Source organism: Tabrizicola flagellatus (assembly GCF_046295235.1).
Lineage (GTDB): Bacteria > Pseudomonadota > Alphaproteobacteria > Rhodobacterales > Rhodobacteraceae > Tabrizicola > Tabrizicola flagellata_A.
Genome location: NZ_JBKBLV010000009.1, coordinates 1 through 22519 on the forward strand (window position 1 = coordinate 1; position 22519 = coordinate 22519).

Sequence of the window (22519 nt, forward strand, 5' to 3'; positions counted from 1 at the left end):
GCCGGTCGCGCAGTGGAGGCGGCGCGAGCCGCCGGGCGGAACGCACCGCGATCAGCTTCGAGACCGCGCGCTTCATCCAGCGCAACATCCCGAACTTCGAGATCCTGAACGAGGAAGCGCTCCAGATCATCGAGCACAATGCCGAGACGGTGCTGGAAGAGATCGGCGTCAACTTTGTGGAAAACCCGGCGGCGTTGCAGCGCTGGCGCGATGCCGGGGCCGACGTACAGGGCGAACGCGTCCACATTCCCCGTGGCCTGGCGCGCAAGCTGATTTCCACCGCGCCCAAGACCTACACCCAGCACGCCCGCAACCCGGAACGCAACGTCGAGGTGGGCGGCCGCAACCTCGTCCTCGCCCCGGTCTATGGCCCGCCCTTCGTCCGCGACATGGAAGGCGGCCGCCGCTATGCGACGCTGGAGGATTTCCGGAACTTCGTGAAGCTCGGCTACATGTCGAAGTGGCTGCACCATTCCGGCGGTACGGTGTGCGAGCCGACCGACGTGCCGGTGAACAAGCGCCATCTCGACATGCTGCTTGCCCACATGACGCTGTCGGACAAGCCCTTCATGGGCTCGGTCACCGAACCCAGCCGCGCGCAGGATTCGGTGGACATGGCCTCGATCCTGTTCGGCAAGGACTTCGTCCAAGAGAACACGGTGATGACCAGCCTCATCAACATCAACTCGCCGATGGTCTTCGACGGGATCATGATGGGCGCGCTCGAGGTTTATGCCGCGAACAACCAGGCCTCGATCGTCTCGCCCTTCATCGTCGGCGGGGCCATGGCGCCGGTGACGGTGGCGGGGACGCTGACGCAGGTGCTGGCGGAAATCCTCGCGGGCGTCAGCTACAGCCAGCTTGTCCGCCCCGGCTCGCCCGTCATCGCGGGGGCCTTCGTGACCTCGATCGACATGAACTCGGGCGCCCCCACGTTCGGGACGCCCGAGGCCGCGCACATCACCTATGGCGCGGGTCAGCTGGTGCGGCGGCTGGGGCTGCCCTACCGTTCGGGCGGGTCGTTCTGCGGGTCCAAGCTGCCGGACGCGCAGGCCGCCTACGAGACCGCGAACAGCCTGAACATGGCGCTTCTGGCGGGCGTGAACTTCATGCTGCACGCCTGCGGCTGGCTGGAAGGGGGCCTCGTGTCCTCCTACGAGAAATTCGTCATGGACGCCGATCAGCTGGGCACGCTGCACCATCTGGCGCAGGGCATCCAGATGGACACCAACGGCCAGGCCATGGACGCGATCCGCGAGGTCGGTCCGGGCGGCCACTACCTCGGCTGCGCCCATACCCAGGCGAACTTCAAGTCGGCCTTCTGGCGGTCGGACCTGTTCGACTACAAGCCCTTCGAGACCTGGGCCGAGGAAGGCAGCCGTGACACGCAGACGCTGGCCAACGAACGGGTGAAGAAGCTTCTGGCCGACTACCAGGCCCCCGAGATCGACCCCGGCATTCGCGAGGCGCTGGAGGCCTACGTCGCCCGCCGCAAGGCCGAGATGCCGGACGCCTTCATCTGAGCGGGCAACGGCCCGAAACCGGAAAGGGCGGCCATTGGCCGCCCTTTGCATGTGCGGGGGCGGTTCAGGCCGTCTCGCCCCGGCGCAGGAACTGGGCTTCGGCCAGAAGGGCGATCAGCACCTCGATGTGACGGGCCACCGAATAGCCGGCGTCACCCGCCTGGCGCGTGGCCTCCAGCCGCGCCTCGACCGACATCAGCGAGCTGACCGTCTCTTCCGGCGAGGCCGCGTGGTCAACATATCGGCGCAGGTCACGCTCGCGCCGGTAGTCGCCCAGGCCGAAACGCGCGGCGCGCATCAAGAGCCGCGGGCGACGCAGGGTGGCAAGCAGAGAGCGGCAGTCGGTCATCGGAATCCTCCTTTGCAGGTCAGACGATCTGGACCGAACCATCCTGACCGAATACAACCTGGCGTTGCGCAAGCCCGCTGATCAGCGCGCGGAGGTTACCGAAGAGTTTAAGCTTTCCATCGAATTGTCGGGATATGACGGAAGTTTAACCAACAGGTAACCAATTCCACCCAAGGTTGTGTGCGTCCAAGGCTGGACATATTGCAGCCCGGGTGTGGACAGATACAGGACGACCGAATTGCCAGAACTGACTGCTGCCAGCCTGCCGGACTGGCTTCCTGCTGCCGTGCGTCACTACCTCGACCATACCGAAGACGGCACATCGCTCAGGGAGCTTGCGCGGCGCGAAGGCCTGCATGCCTCGACCATCCTGCGCCAGGTGCGACGGTTCGAGAACCGCCGCGAGGACCCGCTGATGGACGAGGCCCTGACGGCAATCTCCCGTCTCGTCTCCCGCCAGTCCGATGTCTCAGCCGAAAAGGATGTCCTTCAGATGTCAGTCCACCCGCGCCCCGACCGTTCCGGTGAGCCGCCCGAGATGTTCGACGAACAGGCTCTGCTGCGCGAGGGGATTCGCGTCCTGCGCCGGCTGGCCGAACCCGGCGCGGTGATGGCGATTGCCCCCGACCTCGACAAGGCGGTGGTGCTGCGCGACCTGCCCGACGGGCGCAGCCTGCGCACCGCAGTGCTGGAACGTTCGGTCGCCCATGCCTTCGCGCTGAAGGACTGGGTGACCTGCCGCAAGCCGGGCCGGGTTGCGACCTACGAGATCACCTCGGCCGGTCGTGCGGCGCTGAAACGCATGGTGGACGAGGAGGACCGCCGCCGCCAGGGCATGGCCGAGGCCGCGACGCCATTTGGCGAGCAACACCGGGTCTGGGGCGAGCGCGAGGTGATGGACGACGCGGGCCCCCGCCGGGTGCGCTACAACTTGGCGGAAAGCCCGGTGGCTCTTCTGGGCCGGCGCCGGGACCGGGATGGCAAGCCCTTCCTCGAACCGGAACTGGTGGCCGCCGCCGAACGCCTGCGCGAGGATTTCGAACTGGCCCAGATGGGGCCGCGCGTGGCGCAGAACTGGGACCGGTTCCTCACCGGTGGCGACCGCGGCGCCTTCCAGCCCGACAGCGGGCTCGCCGAAGGCCCGTCCTCGGCACGCGGTCGGGTGGCGGCGGCTTTGCGAGACCTCGGGCCGGGGCTCGGCGACGTGGCGCTGCGCTGCTGCTGTTTCCTCGAAGGGCTGGAGGTGGCCGAAAAGCGCATGGGCTGGGCGGCGCGCTCGGGCAAGATCGTGCTGCGCATCGCGCTGATGCGCCTGCGCCGGCACTACGAGGAAACCTATGGCAAGTCCGGCCCGCTGATCGGCTAGGCCCCGACCCTAGGCACCGACCCCGCGCGCGATCAGCACCAGCGAGATCGCCGCCAGCCAGACCGAGGCCAGCCGCCGCAGCAGGAACAGCGCGCGCGGCTGGCCGCTCCCTTGGCGCAGCATGGCGCCAAGGCCGGCCCAGAGCATCGCCACCAGCACCACCAGCCCCGCAAACAGCGCCAGGTTCGCCCCCAGCCGGTCGGGCGAGGGCAGCAGGACCAGCCCGAACAACAGCGCCTTGGGGTTCAGCGAGGTCGTCACGAACAGCGCGCGCGCGCCTACGGCCTGACCGGCCGCCACCGTCTCGGGCAGACGCCACAGCCGGACCGCGAGCACCGCAACCCAGGTGCCCGCCGCCAGCGTCACCAGGCTGCGCAGGGTCTCGGCACCGTCCAGAAGCGCCGCGCCCGCCAGGGCCAGCGGCAGAACGGTCAGGAAATAGCCCGCAAGCTCGGCCGGGATCAGCCGCAAGGCCCCGCCCCAGCCCCGTTCGGCCCCGGCCAGCAGCATCAGCGAATTGGTCGGCCCCGACGTGAGCAGCAGGAGCAGGACGGCCAGCGCAAGTTCGGTGACGGACATCATGACCCGCCGTTTCTGGGGCCTTCCTGCCCGTTCGGCAAGGGTCCGGCCTTGATCCGCGTCAAGCCGGAAGGGGGGCGTCAGAATGGACGCCCCCCCTCCGCCGGGGTTCCCCGTCCCCGGATCGCGCGGCCAGCCTGCCTGTCAGGCGGCGCGCGTAACTCCAGCCCGGTGCAGGATCCCGGCCAGCGCGCCTCCGGCAAGCGGTGCGGCGATGAATACCCAGAGATCGGCCATCGCCTTGCCGTCGACGAACAGCGCCGGGCCGAAGGACCGCGCCGGGTTCACCGAAACACCGGTCACGTTGATGCCGACCAGATGGATCGCCGCCAGCGTCAGGCCGATGGCCAGGCCCGCCAGTTCCGCCGGCGCACCCTCCTGCGTGGCGCCGAGGATCACGGTGACGAAGAGGAAGGTCATCACCGCCTCGAGGATCAGCGCCGAGGCCAGGCTGTATTCGCCCAGGTAGCCCGCGCCATAGCCGTTCTGCCCCAGTCCGTTGACCGCGATGTCGTAGCCCGCCTTGCCCGAGGCGATCGCATAGAGGATCGCCGCGCCGATCACCGCACCGATCAGTTGCGCCAGAACATAGCTGGCCAGTGCCCCCGCGCTCATCCGTCCTGCGAGAAAGGCGCCCAGGCTGACGGCCGGGTTCAGATGCGCCCCCGAGATCGGGCCGATCCCGTAGGCCGCCGCCACGATGGCCAGGCCAAAGGCCAGGGCGATACCGGTCATCCCGATCTCGGCCCCCATCAGCACCGCGGCGCCGCAGCCGAACAGCACCAGGATCGCCGTTCCGATCACTTCCGCAACAAAGGTCTTTGACATCGCGTGCTCCCTTCCGAGTTGCACCCGCTGCATGGGCGGCGGGCGCCAGACGCGGACTCGTCCGCGTTGCCTTGGGCCGGAAACCGGCTTATCTGGGAAGGAACCATGCGGTCAGGGGGAAATTTCCGTGCGCGACCTCAAGCTTCCCGAAGGACGTCACCCGGAAAAGGCGCATCGGCCCGACAATGCGCAACCGAAAAAGCCCGCATGGATCCGCGTGAAGGCCCCGACCTCGGAAGGCTACAAGCAGACCCGCGACATCCTGCGCGAAAAGAAGCTGGTGACGGTCTGCGAGGAGGCCGGCTGCCCCAATGTGGGCGAATGCTGGTCCCAGGGCCATGCCACCATGATGATCATGGGCGAGATCTGCACCCGCGGCTGCACCTTCTGCAACGTGGCGACCGGCAAGCCGCAGACGCTCGACGCCTTCGAGCCCGGCCGGGTGGCCCATGCGGTGGCCGAACTGGGGTTGAACCATGTCGTCGTCACCAGCGTGGACCGCGACGACCTCGACGACGGCGGGGCCGAGCACTTCGCCCAGACGATCCGCGCAATCCGGCATCGCTCCCCCGGCACGACGATCGAGGTGCTGACCCCCGATTTCCTGAAATGCCCGCCCTCGGCGCTGGAAAAGGTGGTCGAGGCGCGGCCGGACGTGTTCAACCACAATCTCGAAACCGTGCCCGGTCTCTACCACGAGGTCCGACCGGGCGCGCGCTACTTCCATTCGCTGCGCCTGCTGCAACGGGTGAAGGAACTGGACCCGATGATGTTCACCAAGTCCGGCATCATGGTCGGCCTCGGCGAGACGCGGCAGGCCGTGTTGCAGGTGATGGACGACATGCGCTCGGCCGATGTCGATTTCCTGACCATCGGGCAATACCTGCAACCGACGCCCAAGCACCACCGGGTTGATCGTTTCGTCACGCCCGAGGAGTTCAAGGCTTACGAGACCGCGGCGTGGGGCAAGGGGTTCCTCATGGTCTCGGCCACGCCCTTGACCCGATCGTCCTATCACGCGGGCGACGATTTCGCGCGGATGCGCGCGGCGCGGCAGGCGGGGCGGGGCTGAAAACGAAAGGGCCGCCCGAAAGCGGCCCACGGCGTTCCCTGCGCGAGGGTTCAGAACTTGAACCCGACGCCAAAGTCCAAGACTTCGTTGCCGTTCTGGATCTTGGTCCCGCCGCCTTCGACGAACAGGCCGTTCGGCAGGCTGTAGGTCGCCGACAGCGAATAGATGTCGCTTGAATCCTGGATCAGCAGCGCGTCGGCCCGCAGGGCCAGCGCGTCCATCACATCGACACTACCGTGCAGCCGCAGGCTGTGGATGGTGTCCGAGCTGTGCAGTTGCGACAGCGCGAGCCCGAGGTCGAACCGCTCGGCGTCGTAGAGGCCGCCGATCTGCAACAGGGACAGGTTCGGGCCTTCGGCATTTGCGTATTCGCCGGCAATGAACAGCGACATGGCGCCCGACTTGTACTGCATCACGCCCTCGATGATGTCGATGTTGTCGCCGTCGTTCAGGTGGTGGTAACCCCCGCCGTAGGTCAGGCTGCCGGCTGTGTTCGAATAGGTCACGCCCGGGGTGGCCCCGTTGTCCTGCATGCTGAACAGCGAGGTCATGGAACCGGTAAAGAAGCTTGTCTCCAGATCGACCACCCGTGACGACGAGAATTTCGGCATCACGTTCAGGCTGTCCACCAGTGGCCGCGGCGCGCCCAGCGCGAACTCGCCCGCGCCGGTGGACAGGACGAGTGCCGCCCAGTAGTTGGACAGATCGGTTCCGTCGTCCAACCGCGTCGTTTCGATAGAGGTGTCGAATCCCAGAAGCCCGCCAGACCGCCAGTTCGCGCCGACATCGCCGTAGAAGGCCCAGATGCGCGGATTGGCGTCCAGATATTCCAGCTTCACCTCACCGCCGAAACTCAGGCCGTTGCCTGTGGTCTGGGCGGCAGCGGGAAGTGCGACGGTCGCGAAAAGGGTGGCGAGAATGATCCTGTTCATGTCACTGTCCGTTCTGCTCGTTTTTTTGTCATTATGACGCAATCGGCGGCAAAGGGAATGCCCAATTTGTCAAGATCTTGTGTTGGGGAGCCGCGGACCTGGCGCCCTTTCATTGGACGGTCGGCACCGCCAGCAGGTATTCCGCCACCGCCACCCGGTCGCTTTCCGGCAGGCGTGCCATGTTCTCCACCACATGCGCCATGTGGCCGCCCACGCTGTCATAGTCCGGCGTGAAGCCCGTGGTCAGGTATTGCACGATGTCGCTCGCGCTCCACCCCAGCTTGCCCGGCGTGATGTTCGGGATCCGGCCCTGGCCCGAGGGGTTCGGCGCCCCGCCCAGCCAGCGCGCGGTGTCGAGCCCGCCCAGCAGGTTGCGCGGCGTATGGCACTCGCCGCAATGGGCCAGCGCCTCCGCGATGTAGCGGCCGCGCGCGGCGGTGGGGGTCAGGTTGCCCGGCAGCGCCCAGGCCTCGGACAGGAACAGAAGCTTCCAGACCCCGACCGTCTCGCGCAGCGAGAAGGGAAAGGCCAGCTCGTGCGGCTGGCTCGGCGTCGGGTCGGCCGGCAGGGTCTTCAGAAAGGCGTAAAGGTCGGCCACGTCCTGCATCTGCATCTTCGCATAGGACGCATAGGGCAGGGCAGGGTAGTAATGCTCGCCCTCCGGGCTGACCCCGCGCTTCAGCGCATTGGCGAGGTCGAGGAGCGACCAGGTGCCGATCCCGTGTTCGGGGTCCTGACTGATGTTCGGCGCGACGAAGGTGCCGAAATCGGAGGGGAACCGCTGCCCGCCCGACAGGACGAGCTGCGCCTCGCCCTTCGCGCCCTCGGCCATGTGGCACGAGGCGCAGCCGGCGGCCCAGAACACGAGTTCGCCCTTCGCCGCGTCGCCCGTCAGGTTCGCCACCGCCGCCGCCGCCAGCGGCTGCGGCCGGGCCATGACATAGACCCCGCCCGCCGCGATCAGCCCCAGGACCACCAGCCAGCGCAAGATCCGCATCCCGTTCTCCGTCTGCAACCCGGACGCGAGCCTATCCGACCCGTGCCCCGCGTCCAATCACGGATTGCGGCGCAGGCTGTCCACCGCCAGCCAGTCGGGCCAGCCGAAGATGCGCTCCAGCACGACCACGGCGAGGCAAGCCGCGACGACGCCCAGTACCAGCTTCACCCGGGCCGCCGAGGGCGGGTTCTGCACCCAGCGCTTCGCGCGCAGAAGCCACAGAAGCTGGTTCATGCCTCCTCCGTGAACCGCACCTTGCCGATATAGGGCAGGTTCCGGTTCCTTTGCGCGAAGTCGATCCCGTAGCCCACGACGAATTCGTCGGGAATCTCGAACCCCGTCCAGTCGGCCTTGACCGGGACTTCCCGCCGTGAGGGCTTGTCCAGAAGCGCGCAGGTCTTCAGCCGCGCCGGGCCGCGCGCCTGCAACAGGTGCAGCACATGCGAGAGCGTGAAGCCCGTGTCGATGATGTCCTCGACCACCAGCACGTCGCGGCCCGCGATCTCGCCGCGCAGGTCCTTCAGGATGCGCACCTCGCGGCTGGAATGCATCGCGTCGCCGTAGGAGGAGGCTTCCAGGAAATCCACCTCCACCGGCAGGTCGATCTCGCGCACCAGATCGGCGATGAACACGAAGGACCCGCGCAGAAGCCCCACCACCACCAGCTTGTCGGTGCCCTCGAAATAGCGCGTGATCTCGCGTGCCAGCGCCTCGACCCGCGCGGCGATGGACTTCGCGCTGATCATCCGGTCGATGACATATGGGCGTTCGGGCATGGCTCTGTCCTGACTGCTCGCCCCTTCCTAGCGCCAAGAGCCGCCCTTGCCTAGGCCGTGACAGGACGCCCGCTTGATCTTGGCCGCGTCTCGGGCCACATCACGGGCAAGAGAAAGCCGATGCCGACCCATTCCGAGACCAAGCGCCTGCCTTACACCGCCCAGCAGATGTACGATCTGGTGGCCGATGTCGCGTCCTATCCGAAGTTCCTGCCCTGGAACTCGGCCGCCCGCATCCGCTCGCGCCGGCCGATCCCCGGCGGGGGAGAGGTGATGGAGGCCGATCTCGTCATCAGCTTCAAGGTGTTCCGCGAACGCTTCGGCAGCCGGGTGACGCTCTGGCCGGACCAGAAGCGGATCGACACCGAATACATCGACGGACCCTTCCGTTACATGCGCTCGAACTGGGCCTTCCGCGATGCGCCGGGGGGCTGCGAGGTGGATTTCCACGTCGATTTCGAATTCCGCAACGCGATCCTGCAAGGCATCATCGGCGTGGTGTTCAACGATGCCATGCAGCGGGTGGTCCGCGCCTTCGAACGGCGCGCGGCAGAGCTTTACGGGCCGGGCGCGGCCTGACGCGACGGAAATCCCTCACGCCGGCGTGAGTGCCTCACATTCCAACGGAGGTATCCCGTGCGACGCTTTGCCCTTCTCCTTGCCCTGCTTCTCCTTCCCATCGCCGCTGCCGCCGAGACGGTCCGGCTCGGCGAGCGCTGGTATGAAATCTATCTGCCTGCGCGCGCCTCGGGGGCGCCCCTGATCCTGGCCCTGCACGGCGGGGGCGGGGATCCCGACCAGTTCGCCAGTGCGTCGGGCCTGGCCCGGGCGGCGAACCGACAAGGTTTTGCCGTGGCCTTCCCCGCGGGCACCGGGCGGCGGGGCGAACGGCTTCTGACCTGGAACGGCGGCTACTGCTGCGGCTATGCCGCGCGGCAGGGCATCGACGACATCGGCTTTCTCGAACAGGTGATCGCCGACGCCGCAACGCGTTTCGGCGTTGACGGCTCGCGGGTCTACCTGACCGGCATGTCCAATGGCTCGATCATGGCCGAGACCTTCGCCGCGCGGAACCCCGCGCGGGTGCGCGCCGTGGCAGGGGTCGCCGGCACCATGGACACCTCGCGCAACCGGGTGCAGGGCAGGGTGCCGGCGCTTGTCATCCACGGCACCGCCGATCCCATGGTGCCCTACGAGGGCGGGCAGGGCGACTCGAGCCTGACGCGGACCGACTTTTCCTCGGTCGCCTCGGTGGTCCGGGCCTTCAAGGCGCCGTGGGGGGCGCTGAGCGAGTCCAGCCGCCGCATCGACCGCAGGGATGACGGCACGGCGGTCATCGTTACCGACTACAGCAAGGCCGGGCGCGTCGTGGTGCGGCTGATGACCGTCGAGGGCGGGGCGCATCACTGGCCCGGCGGGCGCAAGGCGCGGCTGACCGAGGGCAAGACGCAGGAGATCGACGCCAACACCGAAATCCTGCGCTTCTTCGCTCTGCAACCTTAGGGCGGGGGGGCCAAATCCTTTCGAAAGGATCTGGCCCTACTCCAAGGCCCCGGCCAGCAGGTCCAGCGCGTGCCTTGTCGCAGCCGCCCGCACCTTCGACCGGCCAGGCGCGCCGAATTCCACCGTCTCGACCCGCGTCTCGCGGCCGCGCTGGGCAAGGCCGAAGCAGACCCGACCCTCGGGCTTGAACTCCGACCCGCCGGGGCCGGCGATGCCGGTGATGGCCACCGCCAGCTCTGCCGCCGAGTGGGCCAGTGCGCCCTCGGCCATCTCGCGCGCCACCTCCTCGGATACCGCGCCATGCGCGGCCAGCGTCTCGGGGCGGACGCCCAGAAGCTCGATCTTCGCCGCGTTGGAGTAGGTGACGAAGCCGCGCTCGAACACGTCGGACGACCCGGCGATGTCGGTCAGCGCCGCGGCCACCATGCCGCCGGTGCAGCTTTCCGCCGTGGCGATGCGGATGCCCCAGTAGCGCGCCCGCACCAGAATCTCTGCCACATCTACCGCAGCCATGGCTCCACCACCCCATGATAGAGGCCCGCCAGACCCATCGCGGCGACCCCCGCGAATAGCCCCGCCCAGAGGTCGTCCAGCATCACGCCCGTCGCATCGCCCCTCCGGTCGGCCCGGCCTACCAGCCAGGGCTTCCAGATGTCGAACAGCCGGAACAAGAGGAACGGCGCCACCCAGCCCGGCCAGGCGGCCAGAAGGTCCACGCCGTGGCGCCAGAGCGGTATGATGGTGAAGCACAGCGCCAGCAGCTGCCCCGCCACCTCGTCGATCACCACTTCGGACGGATCCTCTCCGCCCGCCCGCGCCAGATAGCGCGGCACCGCCCAGAAGCCTGCCAGTGTCGCCAGGACAAAGCCCGCCGGCACCGCCAGCGCCCAGCCCGCCTCATAGGCCGCCACCGCCAGCGCCACGGTGATCGCGCTGGCCCAGGTGCCGCTTGCCGGCCGCAGGTGCCCCGCGCCGAAGAAGGTGGCGACGAGCCCGCTCATGCCCGCACCAGCGTCGCGGTGGCCAGCGCCGCGATCCCCTCTTCCCGGCCGGTGAAGCCCAAGCGCTCGGACGTGGTGGCCTTGACCGAGACGCGGTCTGCCGCGACCCCCATGATCCGGGCCAATTCCGATTGCATCTCGATGGCATGCGGGCCGATCTTCGGGCGCTCGCAGACCAGGGTCACGTCGCAGTTTCCGAGCTCATAGCCGCGCGACCGGGCCAGGCCCATAGCATGGGACAGGAAGATATGGCTCGGCGCGCCCTTCCATTGCGGGTCCGAGGGCGGGAAGTGCCGGCCGATGTCGCCCTCGGCCAGCGCGCCATAGATCGCGTCGGTCAGCGCATGCATCCCCACGTCGGCATCCGAATGGCCCAGAAGGCCACGCCCATGCGGCACCTTCACCCCGCACAGCCAGACATGATCGCCCTCGCAGAAGGCATGCACGTCATAGCCGTTGCCCAACCTGACTTGTGGCCGCACATCCATCTCGCGCCCCTTCAGGATCGCCTCGGCCCGGGCGAAGTCGCCGGGAAAGGTCAGCTTCAGATTGGTTTCCTCGCCCTCGACGATCGCCACGTCAAGACCCGCGGCGCGCGCCACCTGCACATCGTCCAGCGACCCCGCGCCATACACCCGATGCGCGGCAAGGATCGGGCCATAGCGGAAAGCCTGCGGCGTCTGCGCCCGGTAGAGACCCGTGCGGTCGACCGTACCCGCGACCAGCCCCTCTGCCCCGCGCCACAGCGCATCCGTCACCCCCACACCCGGCGCGGCACCCTCGTGCCGCTCCAGCGCCGCCAGAAGCCGCCCGATCAGCGCCCGGCTGACCAGCGGCCGCGCGCCGTCGTGGATCAGCACCGCCTCTACCCCCGACCCCTCCAGCGCCTGCAACCCCGCCAGCACCGAGGCATCCCGCGTCGCCCCCCCCTCGACCAGCGGCACACCAAGGGCTTCGGCGCGGGCGCGGTCGTCGGGATGGATCACCACCAGCACCTGCATCCCGGCGAAGGCCGCCAGCGTGTGGGCCAGCACCGGCTTGCCCGCAAGCATCTGCCATTGCTTGGGAACCTCGCCGCCCATGCGGCTGCCGCGACCGGCGGCGACGATGATGACTGCTGTGCGCATGCGGGCTCCTTTGCCTCTGCCTAATCCAGCCCGACCTGCATGACAATCTGGCGCTTGCACCAGCGCATTGCACAAAATTTGTGCATCGCATCTTTTTCAGTCATGATCCCCGATGCGCCGGCTTGGTCGGCATCCCATCCCGGACTAACACCGGATCAATTGCACAAGGAACAGGCTCTTGCCCCTCGCTCTCGGCCCGCTCACGCTCGATCCCCCCGTGTTTCTGGCTCCGCTGGCCGGAATCACCGACCTGCCGTTCCGCCGGCTGGTGGCGCGCTTTGGTGCAGGGCTTGTCGTCAGCGAGATGGTGGCCTCCGCCGAGGTTGTCCGCGCCCATCCCGAAGCCCGTGCCCGGGCGGAACTGGGACTCACTGAACAGGCAACCTCGGTGCAACTCGCAGGCCGCGATCCGCACTGGATGGCCGAAGGCGCGCGCTTCGTCGAAGGGCAGGGCGCGCGGATCATCGACATCAACATGGGTTGCCCGTCCAAGCGGGTGACGACCGGCCTCTGCGGCTCGGCGCTCCTGCGCGACCTCGACCTTGCGCTGAAGCTCATCGAGGCCGTGGTGAAGGCGGTCAAGGTGCCGGTGACGCTCAAGACCCGCCTCGGCTGGGACGACACGCTCCACAATGCCCCCGACCTTGCCCGCCGCGCCGAAGAGGCTGGGGTGCGGATGATCACCATCCACGGCCGCACCCGCTGCCAGTTCTACAAGGGCGCAGCCAACTGGGCCGCGATCCGCGCGGTGAAGGAGGCCGTGTCGATCCCCGTGATCGCCAACGGCGACATTACCGACACCGCCACCGCGCGCGAAGCCCTGCGCCAAAGCGGCGCCGACGGCATCATGATCGGCCGCGGCGCGCAGGGGGCGCCCTGGCGGCTGGCCCAGGTCGCGCATGATCTCTACGGCACGCCAGCGCCCCAGATCCCCGAGGGCGGACGGCTCGGCCGGATGATCCTCGACCATTATGACGACATGCTCACCTTCTACGGCACCGAACTGGGCCTGCGCATGGCGCGGAAACACCTCGGCTGGTATCTGGAGGAAGCCGGCCTGCCCCATGCGCGCGAACCGATCCTGACCTCGACCGACCCGGCCGAGGTGATCCGTCTGGTCGAACTGGCCTTCGCCGATCTGGAGCTGGCCGCATGACCGCCTACCGCGCCCCCTATCCGGTGCCCGGCGTCATCTGGGCCTCGCTGCCCTTCCCGACGCTTCTGATCGACCAGGGGGCGACCATCCTGGAAGTGAACCCGGCGGCCGAGACCTTCCTCAACACCTCGCAGAAGGCGCTGCGCGGCCAGCCGGTGTTCGACCGCCTCGCGATCGACGCGCCCATGGACGAGGCGCTGACGCGGGTCCGCGCCAACCAGTCGCCGCTGAACATCAACGACGTGGACGTGACCTCGGGCGAACGCCCGCCGGTGCAATGCACCGTCCACCTCGCGCCGATGCATGACAACCCCGGCATCGTCATGCTGATCCTCAGCCCCCGGGAACTCGCCGACCGGATGGGCCGGTCGCTCGGCGCCAAGACCGCCGCCCGCTCGGCGATCGGCATGGCCGAGATGCTGGCGCATGAAATCAAGAACCCGCTCGCCGGCATCTCGGGCGCGGCGCAGCTTCTGTCGATGAACCTGACCCCCGAGGATCAGGAACTGACCGACCTGATCGTCGAGGAGACCCGCCGCGTCGTGAAGCTTCTGGAACAGGTCGAACAGTTCGGCAACCTGCGCCCGCCGGACCGCAAGGCGGTGAACATCCACGACGCGCTCGACCGCGCGCGCCGCTCGGCCCTGGTGGGCTTTGCCGCCCACATGACCATCACCGAGGACTACGACCCCTCGTTGCCGCTGACCTATGCCGACAGCGACCAGCTGATGCAGGTGTTCCTCAACCTCATCAAGAACGCGGCCGAGGCCTGCAAGGATGGCGGCACGATCCGGCTGCACACCTTCTACGACCTCTCGCTGCGCCTGCGCCGCAAGGACGGCCCCTCGGCCGCGCTGCCCTTGAACGTCGAGATCATCGACGACGGCCCCGGCATCCCGCCCGAGATCGCCTCGAACATCTTCGAGCCCTTCGTCTCGGGCCGCGAGAACGGCACCGGCCTCGGCCTTGCGCTGGTGTCCAAGATCATCACCGACCACGAGGGCTGGATCACCGTCGATTCGATCCCTGGTCGCACCGTGTTCCGCGTGTCGCTGCCCATGGCGCCACGCGACTTGCAGAAGGAGTCCCCCTGATGGACGGCACGATCCTTGTCGCCGACGACGACCGCACGATCCGCACCGTGCTGACCCAGGCCCTGACCCGCGCGGGTTGCAAGGTCCATGCGACCTCGTCGCTGATGACGCTGATGCGCTGGGTCGAGGAAGGCAAGGGCGACCTCGTGATCTCGGATGTCATCATGCCCGACGGCAACGGTCTGGACGCGCTGCCCCGCATCTCGAAGATGCGCCCCGGCCTGCCGGTCATCGTGATCTCGGCGCAGAACACGATCATGACCGCGATCCAGGCCGCCGAGGCCGAGGCCTTCGACTACCTGCCGAAACCCTTCGACCTGCCCGACCTGATGAAACGCTCGGCCAAGGCGCTGGAGCAGAAGCGCCACGCCGCCCGCGTCGTGGTCCCCGCGCGCGAAGCCGGCGAGGACCTGCCGCTGGTCGGCCGGACGCCCGCGATGCAGGCGCTGTATCGCCTGGTCGCGCGGGTGATGAACACCGAACTTGCCGTGCTGATCACCGGCGAATCCGGCACCGGCAAGTCGCTGATCGCCCGTGCGATCCACGACTTCTCCGATCGCCGTACGCTGCCCTTCGTCGTTGCGCAGGCCGCAGACCTGGCCGGGATCGAAGGCCCCTCGACGCTGCTTGCCCGGGCGCGGGGCGGCTCCATCGTCTTCGACGAGGTGGCCGATTACGACGCCGACACCCAGGCCCGCGTGGTCCGCATGCTGGACATGCTGGGCGACAAGGCCCCGCGCGTGATGGCCACAAGCCAGACCGACCTTGCCGCACGGATGGAGGCGGGCAAGTTCCGTCAGGATCTCTTCTACCGCCTCGGCGGGGTCACCCTGCATGTGCCCGCCTTGCGCGAACGGGTCGAGGACATCCCGCTTCTGGCCGAGTATTTCCTGGCCCGCGGCGAGCGCGATCTCGGAACGGTCCGCCGCCTGTCGCAGCCGGCTGGCGATCTGATCCGCGCCTATTCCTGGCCGGGCAACGTGCGGCAACTGGAAAACACCATCCGGCGCCTTCTCGTGACCTCTCCGGAGACGGAGATTGCCCGCGCCGAGGTGGAACATGTGCTCGGCCAGCAGCCCAGCCCCGAACCCCTGGCCGGGGTGGGCGAAGGCGACAAGCTTTCCGCCTCGGTCGCGCGGCACCTGAAGCGGTATTTCGACCTGCATGGTGGCCAGCTGCCGCCGCCCGGCGTCTACCAGCGGATCCTGCGCGAGGTGGAACTCCCGCTGATCGAGATCGCGCTGGATGCCACAGCCGGCAACCAGGCAAAATGCGCCGACCTCCTGGGAATCAACCGCAACACGCTCCGCAAGAAGATCACGGACCTCGACATCCGTGTGACCCGTCGTCGAAAGTTGATGTAGCGGCGCAACGCCTGTCTGTGTCTTTTCGGTTTCACCCGGTGCGACGGCTAGATATAGTGGTGACTGGTGGGCGAGCCACCGGCTGACGGGCAGGGCAGGGTGCAAGGGGCGGTTCACAGGGATGTCTGGATGCGCTTGTCGCGCCTGCGCCGGCAGCGACGGGTGCAGACGGCGGTTACGCTGGGCCTCGTCTTCCTGGGTCCGGTTCTGGCGGTGGCGACCTTCCTCGCGCTCGGTTCGATCAACACCAGCGCCGCCTCGCCCGTCCTGCGGCTGATCCTGCTGGCAGACCTGATCTATGTCCTGGTGATCGCCGCGCTGGTCCTGGCCCGCGTCGCCCGGCTTATCGCCGACCGCCGCTCGCGTTCGGCCGGATCGCGGCTGCACATGCGGTTGTCCGGCGTCTTCATGCTGATCGCGCTGATCCCGACCGTGCTGGTCGCGGTATTTGCCGTGCTGTCGATCAACATCGGCCTCGAAGGCTGGTTCTCCGACCGGGTCCGCTCGGTTGTCGGCTCCTCGCTCTCGGCCGCCCAGGCCTACGAGGCGGTGCAGCGCGACGATCTGGCCGCCGATGTCGTCACCCTTGCCGGCTATCTCAACGAGGCCAAGCGCAAGGCCACCTTTCTGCGCGACGACCAGTTGCGCCCGCTTCTCTCCCAGGCCCAGGCGGTCGTCCAGCGCGGGCTGAAGGAGGCCTACCTGGTCGATGGCACCGGCAAGCTGATGACACGGGGCGAAAAGTCTTACCTCTTCGACTTCGAACCCCTGACCCCCCAGCAGCTGCGCCTGGCCAGCGAGGGCAAAACCGTCCTGATCCCGGACTGGAAGAACAACGAATTCCGCGCCCTGATCCGGCTGGACGCCTATGCCGACCGCTATCTCTATGTCACGCGCACGGTGGACGGCTCGATCCTGTCGCTGCTCGACGAGACGCAGGAGACGGTCCAGCTCTACAACCAGCTCGAGGCCGAGCGCGGCCGGCTCCTGTTCAACTTCGGGCTGATCTACCTGGGCTTCGCGCTGATCCTGATTCTGGCGGCGGTCTGGCTGGGGCTCTGGTTCGCCGAACGGCTCTCGCGGCCCGTGGGGCGCCTCGCGGGGGCGGCGGAGCGGGTCGGGGGCGGCGATCTCGACGTGCAGGTGGTCGAGGAAGAGGGCGACGACGAGATCGCCTCGCTCGGCCGGCTGTTCAACCAGATGACCCGGCAGTTGAAAGGTCAGCGCGAGGCTCTGGTGCAAAGCCATGCCCAGACCGAGACGCGCCGCCGCCTCTTCGATTCGGTGCTGTCGAACGTCACCGCCGGAGTGATCGGCCTGGATCCCGACGGCGACATCGACTTCGTGAACCGTGCGGCCGAACGCCTGCTCGACCTGTCCGGGCGGCAGGTGGACACCCCTCTTGCCGCCGCCGTGCCGGAATTCGCCGCGCTCTTCGACCGGCTGCGCGAAGGCACCGGCAACGCGGTGCAGGACGAGGTCCGCCTCACCCGTCGCGGCAAGCTGGAAAGCCTTCTGGTCCGCATGTCCACCCGCCGCAGCGAGGCGGGAAATCTGGAAGGCTATGTCGTGGCCTTCGACGACGTGACCGACCTCGTCTCGGCCCAGCGCATGGCCGCCTGGGGCGATGTGGCCCGCCGCATCGCGCACGAGATCAAGAACCCGCTCACCCCCATCCAGCTGTCGGCCGAACGGATCAAGCGCAAGTTCTCGACCCAGGTCCGCGACCATGAGGATCTGGAACAGTACACCGACGTCATCGTGCGGCAGACCAACGACCTGCGCCGGATTGTCGACGAGTTCTCGAAATTCGCCCGAATGCCCGAACCCGACCGCCGCGATTGCGACCTGGTGGAGCTTCTGAAGGGCGCGCTCCTGTTGCAGGAAAACGGCCAACCCGGTGTGCGCTTCGTCAAGGAGATCCCGGAAGAGCCGATCGTGATGGAACTTGACGCCACCATGATCGGCCAGGCTCTGACAAACCTGATCAAGAACGCCGGGGAAGCGATTGAAAGCTTTCAGGAAAAGGGCGCGGCGCCGGGCTTCGTCCCCGAAATCCGTGTGACCATGACTGCCGACGATTCCGAAGTGACGATCCGCATCGCCGACAACGGCACCGGCCTTCCGCCGGACCGCGCGCGACTGTTCGAGCCTTACGTCACCACGCGCGAGAAGGGCACCGGCCTTGGCCTGCCCATCGTCAAGAAGATCATCGAGGAACACGGCGGCACGCTCGCGCTTCTCGATGCGCCCGTGTTCCCGGGCAACGACCATCCGGGCGCCATGGCCGAGATCCGGCTACCCCGAACCCTCCGCAAACGTCCGCGAACGCATATTCCGCTCGGCGCCGCGCCGGGCACAAGGGAGACCCAGGCATGAGCATTCTGATCGTTGACGATGAACAGGACATCCGCGAACTGATCGGCGACATCCTGCGGGACGAGGGCTATGCCACGCGCCTCGCAGCCAATTCCGACGAATGCATGGCCGAGATCAACGCCGATCCCCCGGCGCTCATGATCCTCGACATCTGGCTCAAGGACAGCCGGATGGACGGGATCGACATCCTCAAGACCGTCAAGCGCGACAACCCTGACATCCCCGTGGTCATCATTTCCGGCCACGGAAACATCGAAATCGCCGTGGCCGCGATCAAGCAGGGCGCCTATGACTTCATCGAAAAGCCCTTCAACATCGACCAGCTCATGGTCGTCGTCGCACGCGCCATGGAAACCAGTCGCCTGCGGCGCGAGAACCAGGAGCTCCGCCGCCGCGACGTGACGTCGGCGGAAATGGTCGGCTCCTCGCTCGCCTTCAAGACCCTCAAGGCAAACCTCGACAAGGTTACCAAGTCGAACGCCCGCGTCATGCTTACCGGAGAGCCGGGCACCGGCAAGGAAATGGCGGCGCGCTACATCCACATGCAGTCGAATCGCGCCAGCGCGCCCTTTGTCACCGTCTCTTCGGCCTCTATCGAGCCCGAGCGGATGGAAGAGGTGCTTTTTGGCCGCGAATCCGCCGAACGCGGCGTCGAGCCGGGGCTTCTGGAGCAGGCTCACGGCGGGATCGTCTATCTGGACGAGGTTGCCGACATGCCGCTCGGTACGCAAGGCAAGATCCTGCGCGTTTTGACCGAGCAGCAGTTCACCCGGGTCGGCGGCAATGACAAGGTGCGGGTGGACCTGCGCGTGATCTCCTCGACCTGCCGCGACCTGCGCGCCGAGATCGGAACGGGCCGCTTCCGGCAGGAACTCTACGACCGCCTGAACGTGGTGCCGATCGCGGTGCCGCCGCTGTCCGCGCGCCGCGAGGATGTGCCGGAACTGGCGCGGCATTTCATCGACTGGTTCCACCGCAGCCAGGGCCTGCCGCAGCGCAGCCTGACCGACGAGGCGGAAACCGTCCTCCAGACGCTGCCCTGGCCCGGCAATATCCGACAATTGCGCAACGTGATCGAACGGATCCTGATCCTTGGCGACGGCACCGGGCCGATCGACGCTTCCGAGATCCCCGGCACCGAACCGAAGGTCGAGACCGAGAGCCCTCTGTCGCTGTCCGGGACCATCGCGACCTTGCCGCTGCGCGAGGCCCGCGAGCTGTTCGAGCGGGAATATCTCTTGACCCAGATCAACCGCTTCGGCGGCAACATCAGCCGCACGGCCAGCTTTGTGGGCATGGAACGTTCGGCGCTGCACCGCAAGCTGAAGTCGCTCGGCGTGGTCGGTGCGACCCGCGGCGGCAGGGGCGGCGAGTTCGACGAATGACGCCAACCCCGCCGGGCCGGCCGGATTGACCCCTCCGCCCCGATCTGACATTCAGGGGCCGACGGCGGATCGCGGGGGGTCTGATGAAGGTCATCATCTGCGGGGCGGGTCAGGTCGGCTGGCAGATCGCCCGGCACCTGTCCGGCGAAAAGAACGACGTTACCCTCGTTGACATGAACGCCGATCTCGTCCGGCGCGCGACCGACACGCTGGACGTGCAGGGCGTGGTCGGCTTTGCCAGCCATCCCGACGTGCTGGAAAAGGCCGGCGCACGCGACGCCGACATGCTGATCGCGGCCACCCATTCCGACGAGGTCAACATGGTCACCTGCCAGGTGGCTCATACCGTGTTCGACATCACCCGCAAGATCGCCCGGATCCGGGCGCAGAACTACCTCGATCCGCTCTACGGCAATCTGACCAACCAGGATGGTCTGGCGATCGACGTGGTGATCTCGCCCGAACGCGAGGTGGCCGAAGCCGCGCTGCAACGGCTGGCCGCGCCCGCGACCTTCGACACCGAAAGCTTCATGAACGGCCGCGCGCAGCTTCTTGGCATCCAATTGACCGAGGACTGCCCGGTCCTGAACACGCCGCTCCGCCAGCTGAACGAGCTGTTTCACACCCTCCGCGCCATCGTCGTGGGGATCCGCCGCGAGGACCGGCTCTTCGCGCCCGATCCCGGCGACCAGCTTTATTCCGAGGATCAGATCTACGTCTTCACCCATATCGAGGACGTGAACCGCGCGCTGGAAATCTTTGGAAAGAAGACGAAAAAGCAGGAACGGGTTGTGATCGTCGGCGGCGGCAACGTGGGCCTTGCCGTGGCCCGCGCGCTCGAGGCGCGGACCGACCGCATCCGCGCCAAGATCATCGAGAAGAACCGCGCCACCGCCGAAATCGCCGCCGATGCGCTGGAACGCACCATCGTGCTGCACGGCGACGGCATGGACGCGGACCTGCTGGCCGAGGCCTCGGTGGACCGCGCCGACGCGATGCTGGCCGTCACCGACGATGACAAGACCAATCTGCTCGTCTCGGTCCGCGCCAAGCAGGCGGGTTGCCCGATGACCATCGCCCTGGTGAACGACCCCACGCTGGCACCGCTCATGGCCCCCCTCGACATCGACGCCTACATCAACCCGCGCGCGACCACCGTCTCCTCGATCCTGCGCCACATCCGCCACGGTCGGGTGCGCGCCGTCTATTCCATCGGCGATGCCGAGGCCGAGATGATCGAGGCGCAGGTCCTGTCCACCTCGCCGCTCGCCGGTCGGCTGATCCGCGACATCGAGTTTCCCGAGGGCGTCCTGGTCGGCGCGGTGATGAAGGGCGACAAGGTGCTGAAGCCGACCGGAGACCTGAGGATCGAGGCAGGCGACGTGATCGCGCTCTTTGCCATGGCCAAGGACGTGCCGGAGGTCGAGCGCCTCCTGCAGGTTTCGATCGACTTCTTCTGATGCTGACCCGGCTGGCCGAACTGCCGCTTCTGGTGGTGCTTCTGGGCCTGTGCGGCCTGGCCACCGTCGTGCCCGCGCTCTACGGGCTGGGCGCAGCCGACTACAAGCACGCCCGCGATTTCCTCTACTCCGGTCTGTTCCTTCTGGTCATCACCGTGATGCTGGGGATCGCCACCGCAGCCTATGGCCCACGCGACCTGGCCCGCAGCCATCTCGCCGCGCTGGTGCTGGCCTATGCCCTGCTGCCCTTCGCCCTTGCGCTGCCGCTGGCCGAGGCGCTGCCGGACACGACCCTGGTCAATGCCTGGTTCGAGATGACCTCGGCCTTCACCACCACCGGGGCCACGGTCTATGCCCCCGACCGCCTGGCCAATACCGTGCATCTCTGGCGGGCGACCGTGGGCTGGTTCGGCGGGTTCCTGACGCTCCTGGCCGCCTATGCGATCCTCGCGCCCCTGAACCTCGGCGGGATCGAGGTCATCTCGGGCCGCGCGCCGGGACGGGGGGCGGTCGGCACCGCGCAGGTCACCCGAACAGCGGACCCGACGCAGAGGCTGACCCGCTTTGCCCTGACGCTTTTCCCCGTCTATGCTGCGCTGACCGTGCTTCTTTGGTGCGTCCTGATGATCCTCGGTGAATCCGGCATCACGGCGCTGATCCATGCGATGGGCACGCTGTCCACCTCCGGCATCACCGGGCAGACCGCCTTTCAGTCCTCAGGCGGCGGGATCCCGGGCGAGATGGCGGTTTTCGCCTGCTTCCTCTTCGCCGTGACCCGCCGGGCCCTGCCGGGCGTCCACCTGTCCGAGAACCGCCGCCCGCTGCTGAAGGATCCCGAGCTGCGGCTTGCGGCGCTTCTTCTGGCGATCGTCACGCTTCTGCTTTTCCTGAGGCACTGGTTCGTTGCCAACTGGACCGGTTCGCCAGACGGTGCCGACGCGCCGCATGCCCTTTGGGGCGTGCTGTTCACCGCGGCCTCGTTTCTGACCACGACCGGCTACATCTCGGCCGATTGGCAGACGGCGACGCAATGGTCCGGGATCGGCACGCCGGGGCTGGTGCTTCTCGGCCTCGCGATCATCGGCGGCGGCACGGCGACCACGGCCGGCGGGGTCAAGCTCCTGCGCGTCCACGCGCTTCTGCGCCACGGCGAGCGCGAGCTGGAAAAGATCATCCACCCCAATTCCATCGGCCGCGGCGGGACCGAGGCGCGGCGGCTGCGGCGCGAGGGGGCGCAACTCGCCTGGGTCTTCTTCATGCTCTTCGCCACCTCCATCGCGCTGGTGATGGCCTGCCTGCTCCTCGCCGGGGTCAAGTTCGAGCCCGCCCTGGTCCTGACCATCGGAAGCCTGACCACCACCGGCCAGCTGGCCGAGATCGGCGCGGCCCAGCCGATCCCCTACGCCACGCTGTCCGATCCGGTGAAACTGATCCTCGGCCTGACCATGGTGGTCGGACGGCTTGAAACCCTCGCGCTTCTCGCGCTCGTCCTGCCGGGGACCGACCGGCGCTAGCACCCGGAACCGGACCCGAAGGGCGGCGTTTAAGAGCCTGATTTTTGTGCTGGAAACTCACCCGCCGGCACGACATACTCAACCTGCCGTTCCAGGCGGCAGCGACAGGGCACC

The 22519-nt window shown here is 67.6% G+C and carries 22 protein-coding genes; 12 read left to right on the top strand and 10 right to left on the bottom strand.

Annotated features, from left to right (window positions below; all coding sequences use genetic code 11):
- Positions 1-1523: trimethylamine methyltransferase family protein (locus tag ACK4IU_RS05215; protein ID WP_409732362.1), on the top strand; the 1523-nt coding region annotated here is incomplete at its 5' end.
- A gap of 64 nt (positions 1524-1587) precedes the next feature.
- Here the strand turns inward: ACK4IU_RS05215 and ACK4IU_RS05220 are convergent.
- On the bottom strand, positions 1588-1872 hold the full coding sequence (locus tag ACK4IU_RS05220) for a DUF6477 family protein (RefSeq protein ID WP_409732364.1): 285 nt from the start codon (positions 1870-1872) through the stop codon (positions 1588-1590).
- Positions 1873-2110: 238 nt separating this feature from the next.
- On the opposite strand from ACK4IU_RS05220, the gene ACK4IU_RS05225 reads away from it, so the two are divergent.
- Positions 2111-3238, top strand: coding sequence for a DUF6456 domain-containing protein (locus ACK4IU_RS05225; RefSeq protein WP_409732366.1), 1128 nt, complete (start codon positions 2111-2113; stop codon positions 3236-3238).
- A gap of 9 nt (positions 3239-3247) precedes the next feature.
- On the opposite strand, the gene ACK4IU_RS05230 is transcribed toward ACK4IU_RS05225, so the two are convergent.
- Positions 3248-3820, bottom strand: a complete 573-nt coding sequence (locus ACK4IU_RS05230; protein WP_409732368.1) for a hypothetical protein — start codon at positions 3818-3820, stop codon at positions 3248-3250.
- A gap of 141 nt (positions 3821-3961) precedes the next feature.
- Positions 3962-4645, bottom strand: a complete 684-nt coding sequence (locus ACK4IU_RS05235) for an aquaporin (RefSeq protein WP_409732370.1) — start codon at positions 4643-4645, stop codon at positions 3962-3964.
- A gap of 127 nt (positions 4646-4772) precedes the next feature.
- Here ACK4IU_RS05235 and lipA point away from each other — a divergent pair, with 127 nt between their 5' ends.
- Complete coding sequence (lipA, locus tag ACK4IU_RS05240) at positions 4773-5717, top strand: lipoyl synthase (protein ID WP_409732372.1); 945 nt, start codon at positions 4773-4775, stop codon at positions 5715-5717.
- A 50-nt stretch (positions 5718-5767) separates the two neighbouring features.
- On the opposite strand, the gene ACK4IU_RS05245 is transcribed toward lipA, so the two are convergent.
- From ACK4IU_RS05245 to hpt, 4 genes are all read right to left on the bottom strand, one after another.
- Positions 5768-6649, bottom strand: a complete 882-nt coding sequence (locus tag ACK4IU_RS05245) for a hypothetical protein (RefSeq protein ID WP_409732374.1) — start codon at positions 6647-6649, stop codon at positions 5768-5770.
- A gap of 109 nt (positions 6650-6758) precedes the next feature.
- A complete protein-coding gene (locus ACK4IU_RS05250; protein ID WP_409732376.1) occupies positions 6759-7646 on the bottom strand; it encodes a c-type cytochrome in 888 nt (295 codons plus the stop codon).
- A 57-nt stretch (positions 7647-7703) separates the two neighbouring features.
- Positions 7704-7880, bottom strand: coding sequence for a hypothetical protein (locus tag ACK4IU_RS05255; RefSeq protein WP_409732378.1), 177 nt, complete (start codon positions 7878-7880; stop codon positions 7704-7706).
- Positions 7877-8422: a hypoxanthine phosphoribosyltransferase gene (hpt, locus tag ACK4IU_RS05260; protein ID WP_409732380.1), complete on the bottom strand. Its 546-nt coding sequence runs from the start codon at positions 8420-8422 to the stop codon at positions 7877-7879. Before hpt ends, ACK4IU_RS05255 begins: the two co-directional genes overlap by 4 nt.
- Before the next feature lie 120 nt (positions 8423-8542).
- Between hpt and ACK4IU_RS05265 the strand changes: the two genes are divergently transcribed.
- A complete protein-coding gene (locus tag ACK4IU_RS05265; protein ID WP_149587057.1) occupies positions 8543-9001 on the top strand; it encodes a type II toxin-antitoxin system RatA family toxin in 459 nt (152 codons plus the stop codon).
- 57 nt (positions 9002-9058) lie between these two features.
- A complete protein-coding gene (locus ACK4IU_RS05270) occupies positions 9059-9925 on the top strand; it encodes an alpha/beta hydrolase family esterase (RefSeq protein ID WP_409732382.1) in 867 nt (288 codons plus the stop codon).
- Between the two features lie 36 nt (positions 9926-9961).
- On the opposite strand, the gene ACK4IU_RS05275 is transcribed toward ACK4IU_RS05270, so the two are convergent.
- Genes ACK4IU_RS05275 through ACK4IU_RS05285 form a run of 3 tightly spaced genes read right to left on the bottom strand, consistent with a single transcriptional unit; the run spans position 9962 to position 12053 of the window.
- Entirely contained in the window at positions 9962-10438 is a 477-nt protein-coding gene (locus tag ACK4IU_RS05275) for a CinA family protein (RefSeq protein WP_409732384.1), read from the bottom strand.
- Positions 10426-10926: a phosphatidylglycerophosphatase A gene (locus ACK4IU_RS05280; protein WP_409732386.1), complete on the bottom strand. Its 501-nt coding sequence runs from the start codon at positions 10924-10926 to the stop codon at positions 10426-10428. The genes ACK4IU_RS05275 and ACK4IU_RS05280 overlap by 13 nt, the downstream gene beginning before the upstream one ends.
- The gene (locus tag ACK4IU_RS05285; RefSeq protein WP_409732388.1) at positions 10923-12053 is read right to left on the bottom strand and encodes a bifunctional 2-C-methyl-D-erythritol 4-phosphate cytidylyltransferase/2-C-methyl-D-erythritol 2,4-cyclodiphosphate synthase; all 1131 of its coding nucleotides are present in this window, start codon (positions 12051-12053) and stop codon (positions 10923-10925) included. The genes ACK4IU_RS05280 and ACK4IU_RS05285 overlap by 4 nt, the downstream gene beginning before the upstream one ends.
- Positions 12054-12231: 178 nt before the next feature.
- On the opposite strand from ACK4IU_RS05285, the gene dusB reads away from it, so the two are divergent.
- The 7 genes from dusB to ACK4IU_RS05320 all read left to right on the top strand — a co-directional run bounded on the left by dusB (position 12232) and on the right by ACK4IU_RS05320 (position 22405).
- Positions 12232-13209, top strand: a complete 978-nt coding sequence (gene dusB / locus ACK4IU_RS05290) for a tRNA dihydrouridine synthase DusB (RefSeq protein WP_409732390.1) — start codon at positions 12232-12234, stop codon at positions 13207-13209.
- The gene (locus ACK4IU_RS05295) at positions 13206-14303 is read left to right on the top strand and encodes a two-component system sensor histidine kinase NtrB (protein ID WP_409732392.1); all 1098 of its coding nucleotides are present in this window, start codon (positions 13206-13208) and stop codon (positions 14301-14303) included. Before dusB ends, ACK4IU_RS05295 begins: the two co-directional genes overlap by 4 nt.
- The gene (locus ACK4IU_RS05300) at positions 14303-15667 is read left to right on the top strand and encodes a response regulator (RefSeq protein ID WP_409732394.1); all 1365 of its coding nucleotides are present in this window, start codon (positions 14303-14305) and stop codon (positions 15665-15667) included. Before ACK4IU_RS05295 ends, ACK4IU_RS05300 begins: the two co-directional genes overlap by 1 nt.
- Before the next feature lie 129 nt (positions 15668-15796).
- Complete coding sequence (locus ACK4IU_RS05305) at positions 15797-18046, top strand: ATP-binding protein (RefSeq protein WP_409732397.1); 2250 nt, start codon at positions 15797-15799, stop codon at positions 18044-18046.
- Positions 18043-19431: a sigma-54-dependent transcriptional regulator gene (locus tag ACK4IU_RS05310; RefSeq protein WP_409732399.1), complete on the top strand. Its 1389-nt coding sequence runs from the start codon at positions 18043-18045 to the stop codon at positions 19429-19431. The genes ACK4IU_RS05305 and ACK4IU_RS05310 overlap by 4 nt, the downstream gene beginning before the upstream one ends.
- 83 nt (positions 19432-19514) lie before the next feature.
- On the top strand, positions 19515-20891 hold the full coding sequence (gene trkA, locus ACK4IU_RS05315) for a Trk system potassium transporter TrkA (protein WP_409732401.1): 1377 nt from the start codon (positions 19515-19517) through the stop codon (positions 20889-20891).
- Positions 20891-22405 (top strand): potassium transporter TrkG, encoded by a 1515-nt coding sequence (locus ACK4IU_RS05320; protein WP_409732403.1) that lies wholly within the window; start codon positions 20891-20893, stop codon positions 22403-22405. The genes trkA and ACK4IU_RS05320 overlap by 1 nt, the downstream gene beginning before the upstream one ends.
- Positions 22406-22519: the final 114 nt, after the last annotated feature.

Excerpts from the sequence above, each read along its gene's own strand:
- trkA (WP_409732401.1), top strand. The coding sequence starts at position 19,515 with ATGAAGGTCATCATCTGCGGGGCGGGTCAGGTCGGCTGGCAGATCGCC.
- hpt (WP_409732380.1), bottom strand. The coding sequence starts at position 8,422 with ATGCCCGAACGCCCATATGTCATCGACCGGATGATCAGCGCGAAGTCC.
- ACK4IU_RS05320 (WP_409732403.1), top strand. The coding sequence starts at position 20,891 with ATGCTGACCCGGCTGGCCGAACTGCCGCTTCTGGTGGTGCTTCTGGGC.
- ACK4IU_RS05265 (WP_149587057.1), top strand. The coding sequence starts at position 8,543 with ATGCCGACCCATTCCGAGACCAAGCGCCTGCCTTACACCGCCCAGCAG.
- ACK4IU_RS05295 (WP_409732392.1), top strand. The coding sequence starts at position 13,206 with ATGACCGCCTACCGCGCCCCCTATCCGGTGCCCGGCGTCATCTGGGCC.
- ACK4IU_RS05245 (WP_409732374.1), bottom strand. The coding sequence starts at position 6,649 with ATGAACAGGATCATTCTCGCCACCCTTTTCGCGACCGTCGCACTTCCC.
- ACK4IU_RS05230 (WP_409732368.1), bottom strand. The coding sequence starts at position 3,820 with ATGATGTCCGTCACCGAACTTGCGCTGGCCGTCCTGCTCCTGCTGCTC.
- ACK4IU_RS05275 (WP_409732384.1), bottom strand. The coding sequence starts at position 10,438 with ATGGCTGCGGTAGATGTGGCAGAGATTCTGGTGCGGGCGCGCTACTGG.
- ACK4IU_RS05235 (WP_409732370.1), bottom strand. The coding sequence starts at position 4,645 with ATGTCAAAGACCTTTGTTGCGGAAGTGATCGGAACGGCGATCCTGGTG.
- ACK4IU_RS05300 (WP_409732394.1), top strand. The coding sequence starts at position 14,303 with ATGGACGGCACGATCCTTGTCGCCGACGACGACCGCACGATCCGCACC.
- ACK4IU_RS05220 (WP_409732364.1), bottom strand. The coding sequence starts at position 1,872 with ATGACCGACTGCCGCTCTCTGCTTGCCACCCTGCGTCGCCCGCGGCTC.
- ACK4IU_RS05305 (WP_409732397.1), top strand. The coding sequence starts at position 15,797 with ATGCGCTTGTCGCGCCTGCGCCGGCAGCGACGGGTGCAGACGGCGGTT.
- ACK4IU_RS05280 (WP_409732386.1), bottom strand. The coding sequence starts at position 10,926 with ATGAGCGGGCTCGTCGCCACCTTCTTCGGCGCGGGGCACCTGCGGCCG.
- ACK4IU_RS05310 (WP_409732399.1), top strand. The coding sequence starts at position 18,043 with ATGAGCATTCTGATCGTTGACGATGAACAGGACATCCGCGAACTGATC.
- ACK4IU_RS05250 (WP_409732376.1), bottom strand. The coding sequence starts at position 7,646 with ATGCGGATCTTGCGCTGGCTGGTGGTCCTGGGGCTGATCGCGGCGGGC.
- ACK4IU_RS05255 (WP_409732378.1), bottom strand. The coding sequence starts at position 7,880 with ATGAACCAGCTTCTGTGGCTTCTGCGCGCGAAGCGCTGGGTGCAGAAC.
- ACK4IU_RS05285 (WP_409732388.1), bottom strand. The coding sequence starts at position 12,053 with ATGCGCACAGCAGTCATCATCGTCGCCGCCGGTCGCGGCAGCCGCATG.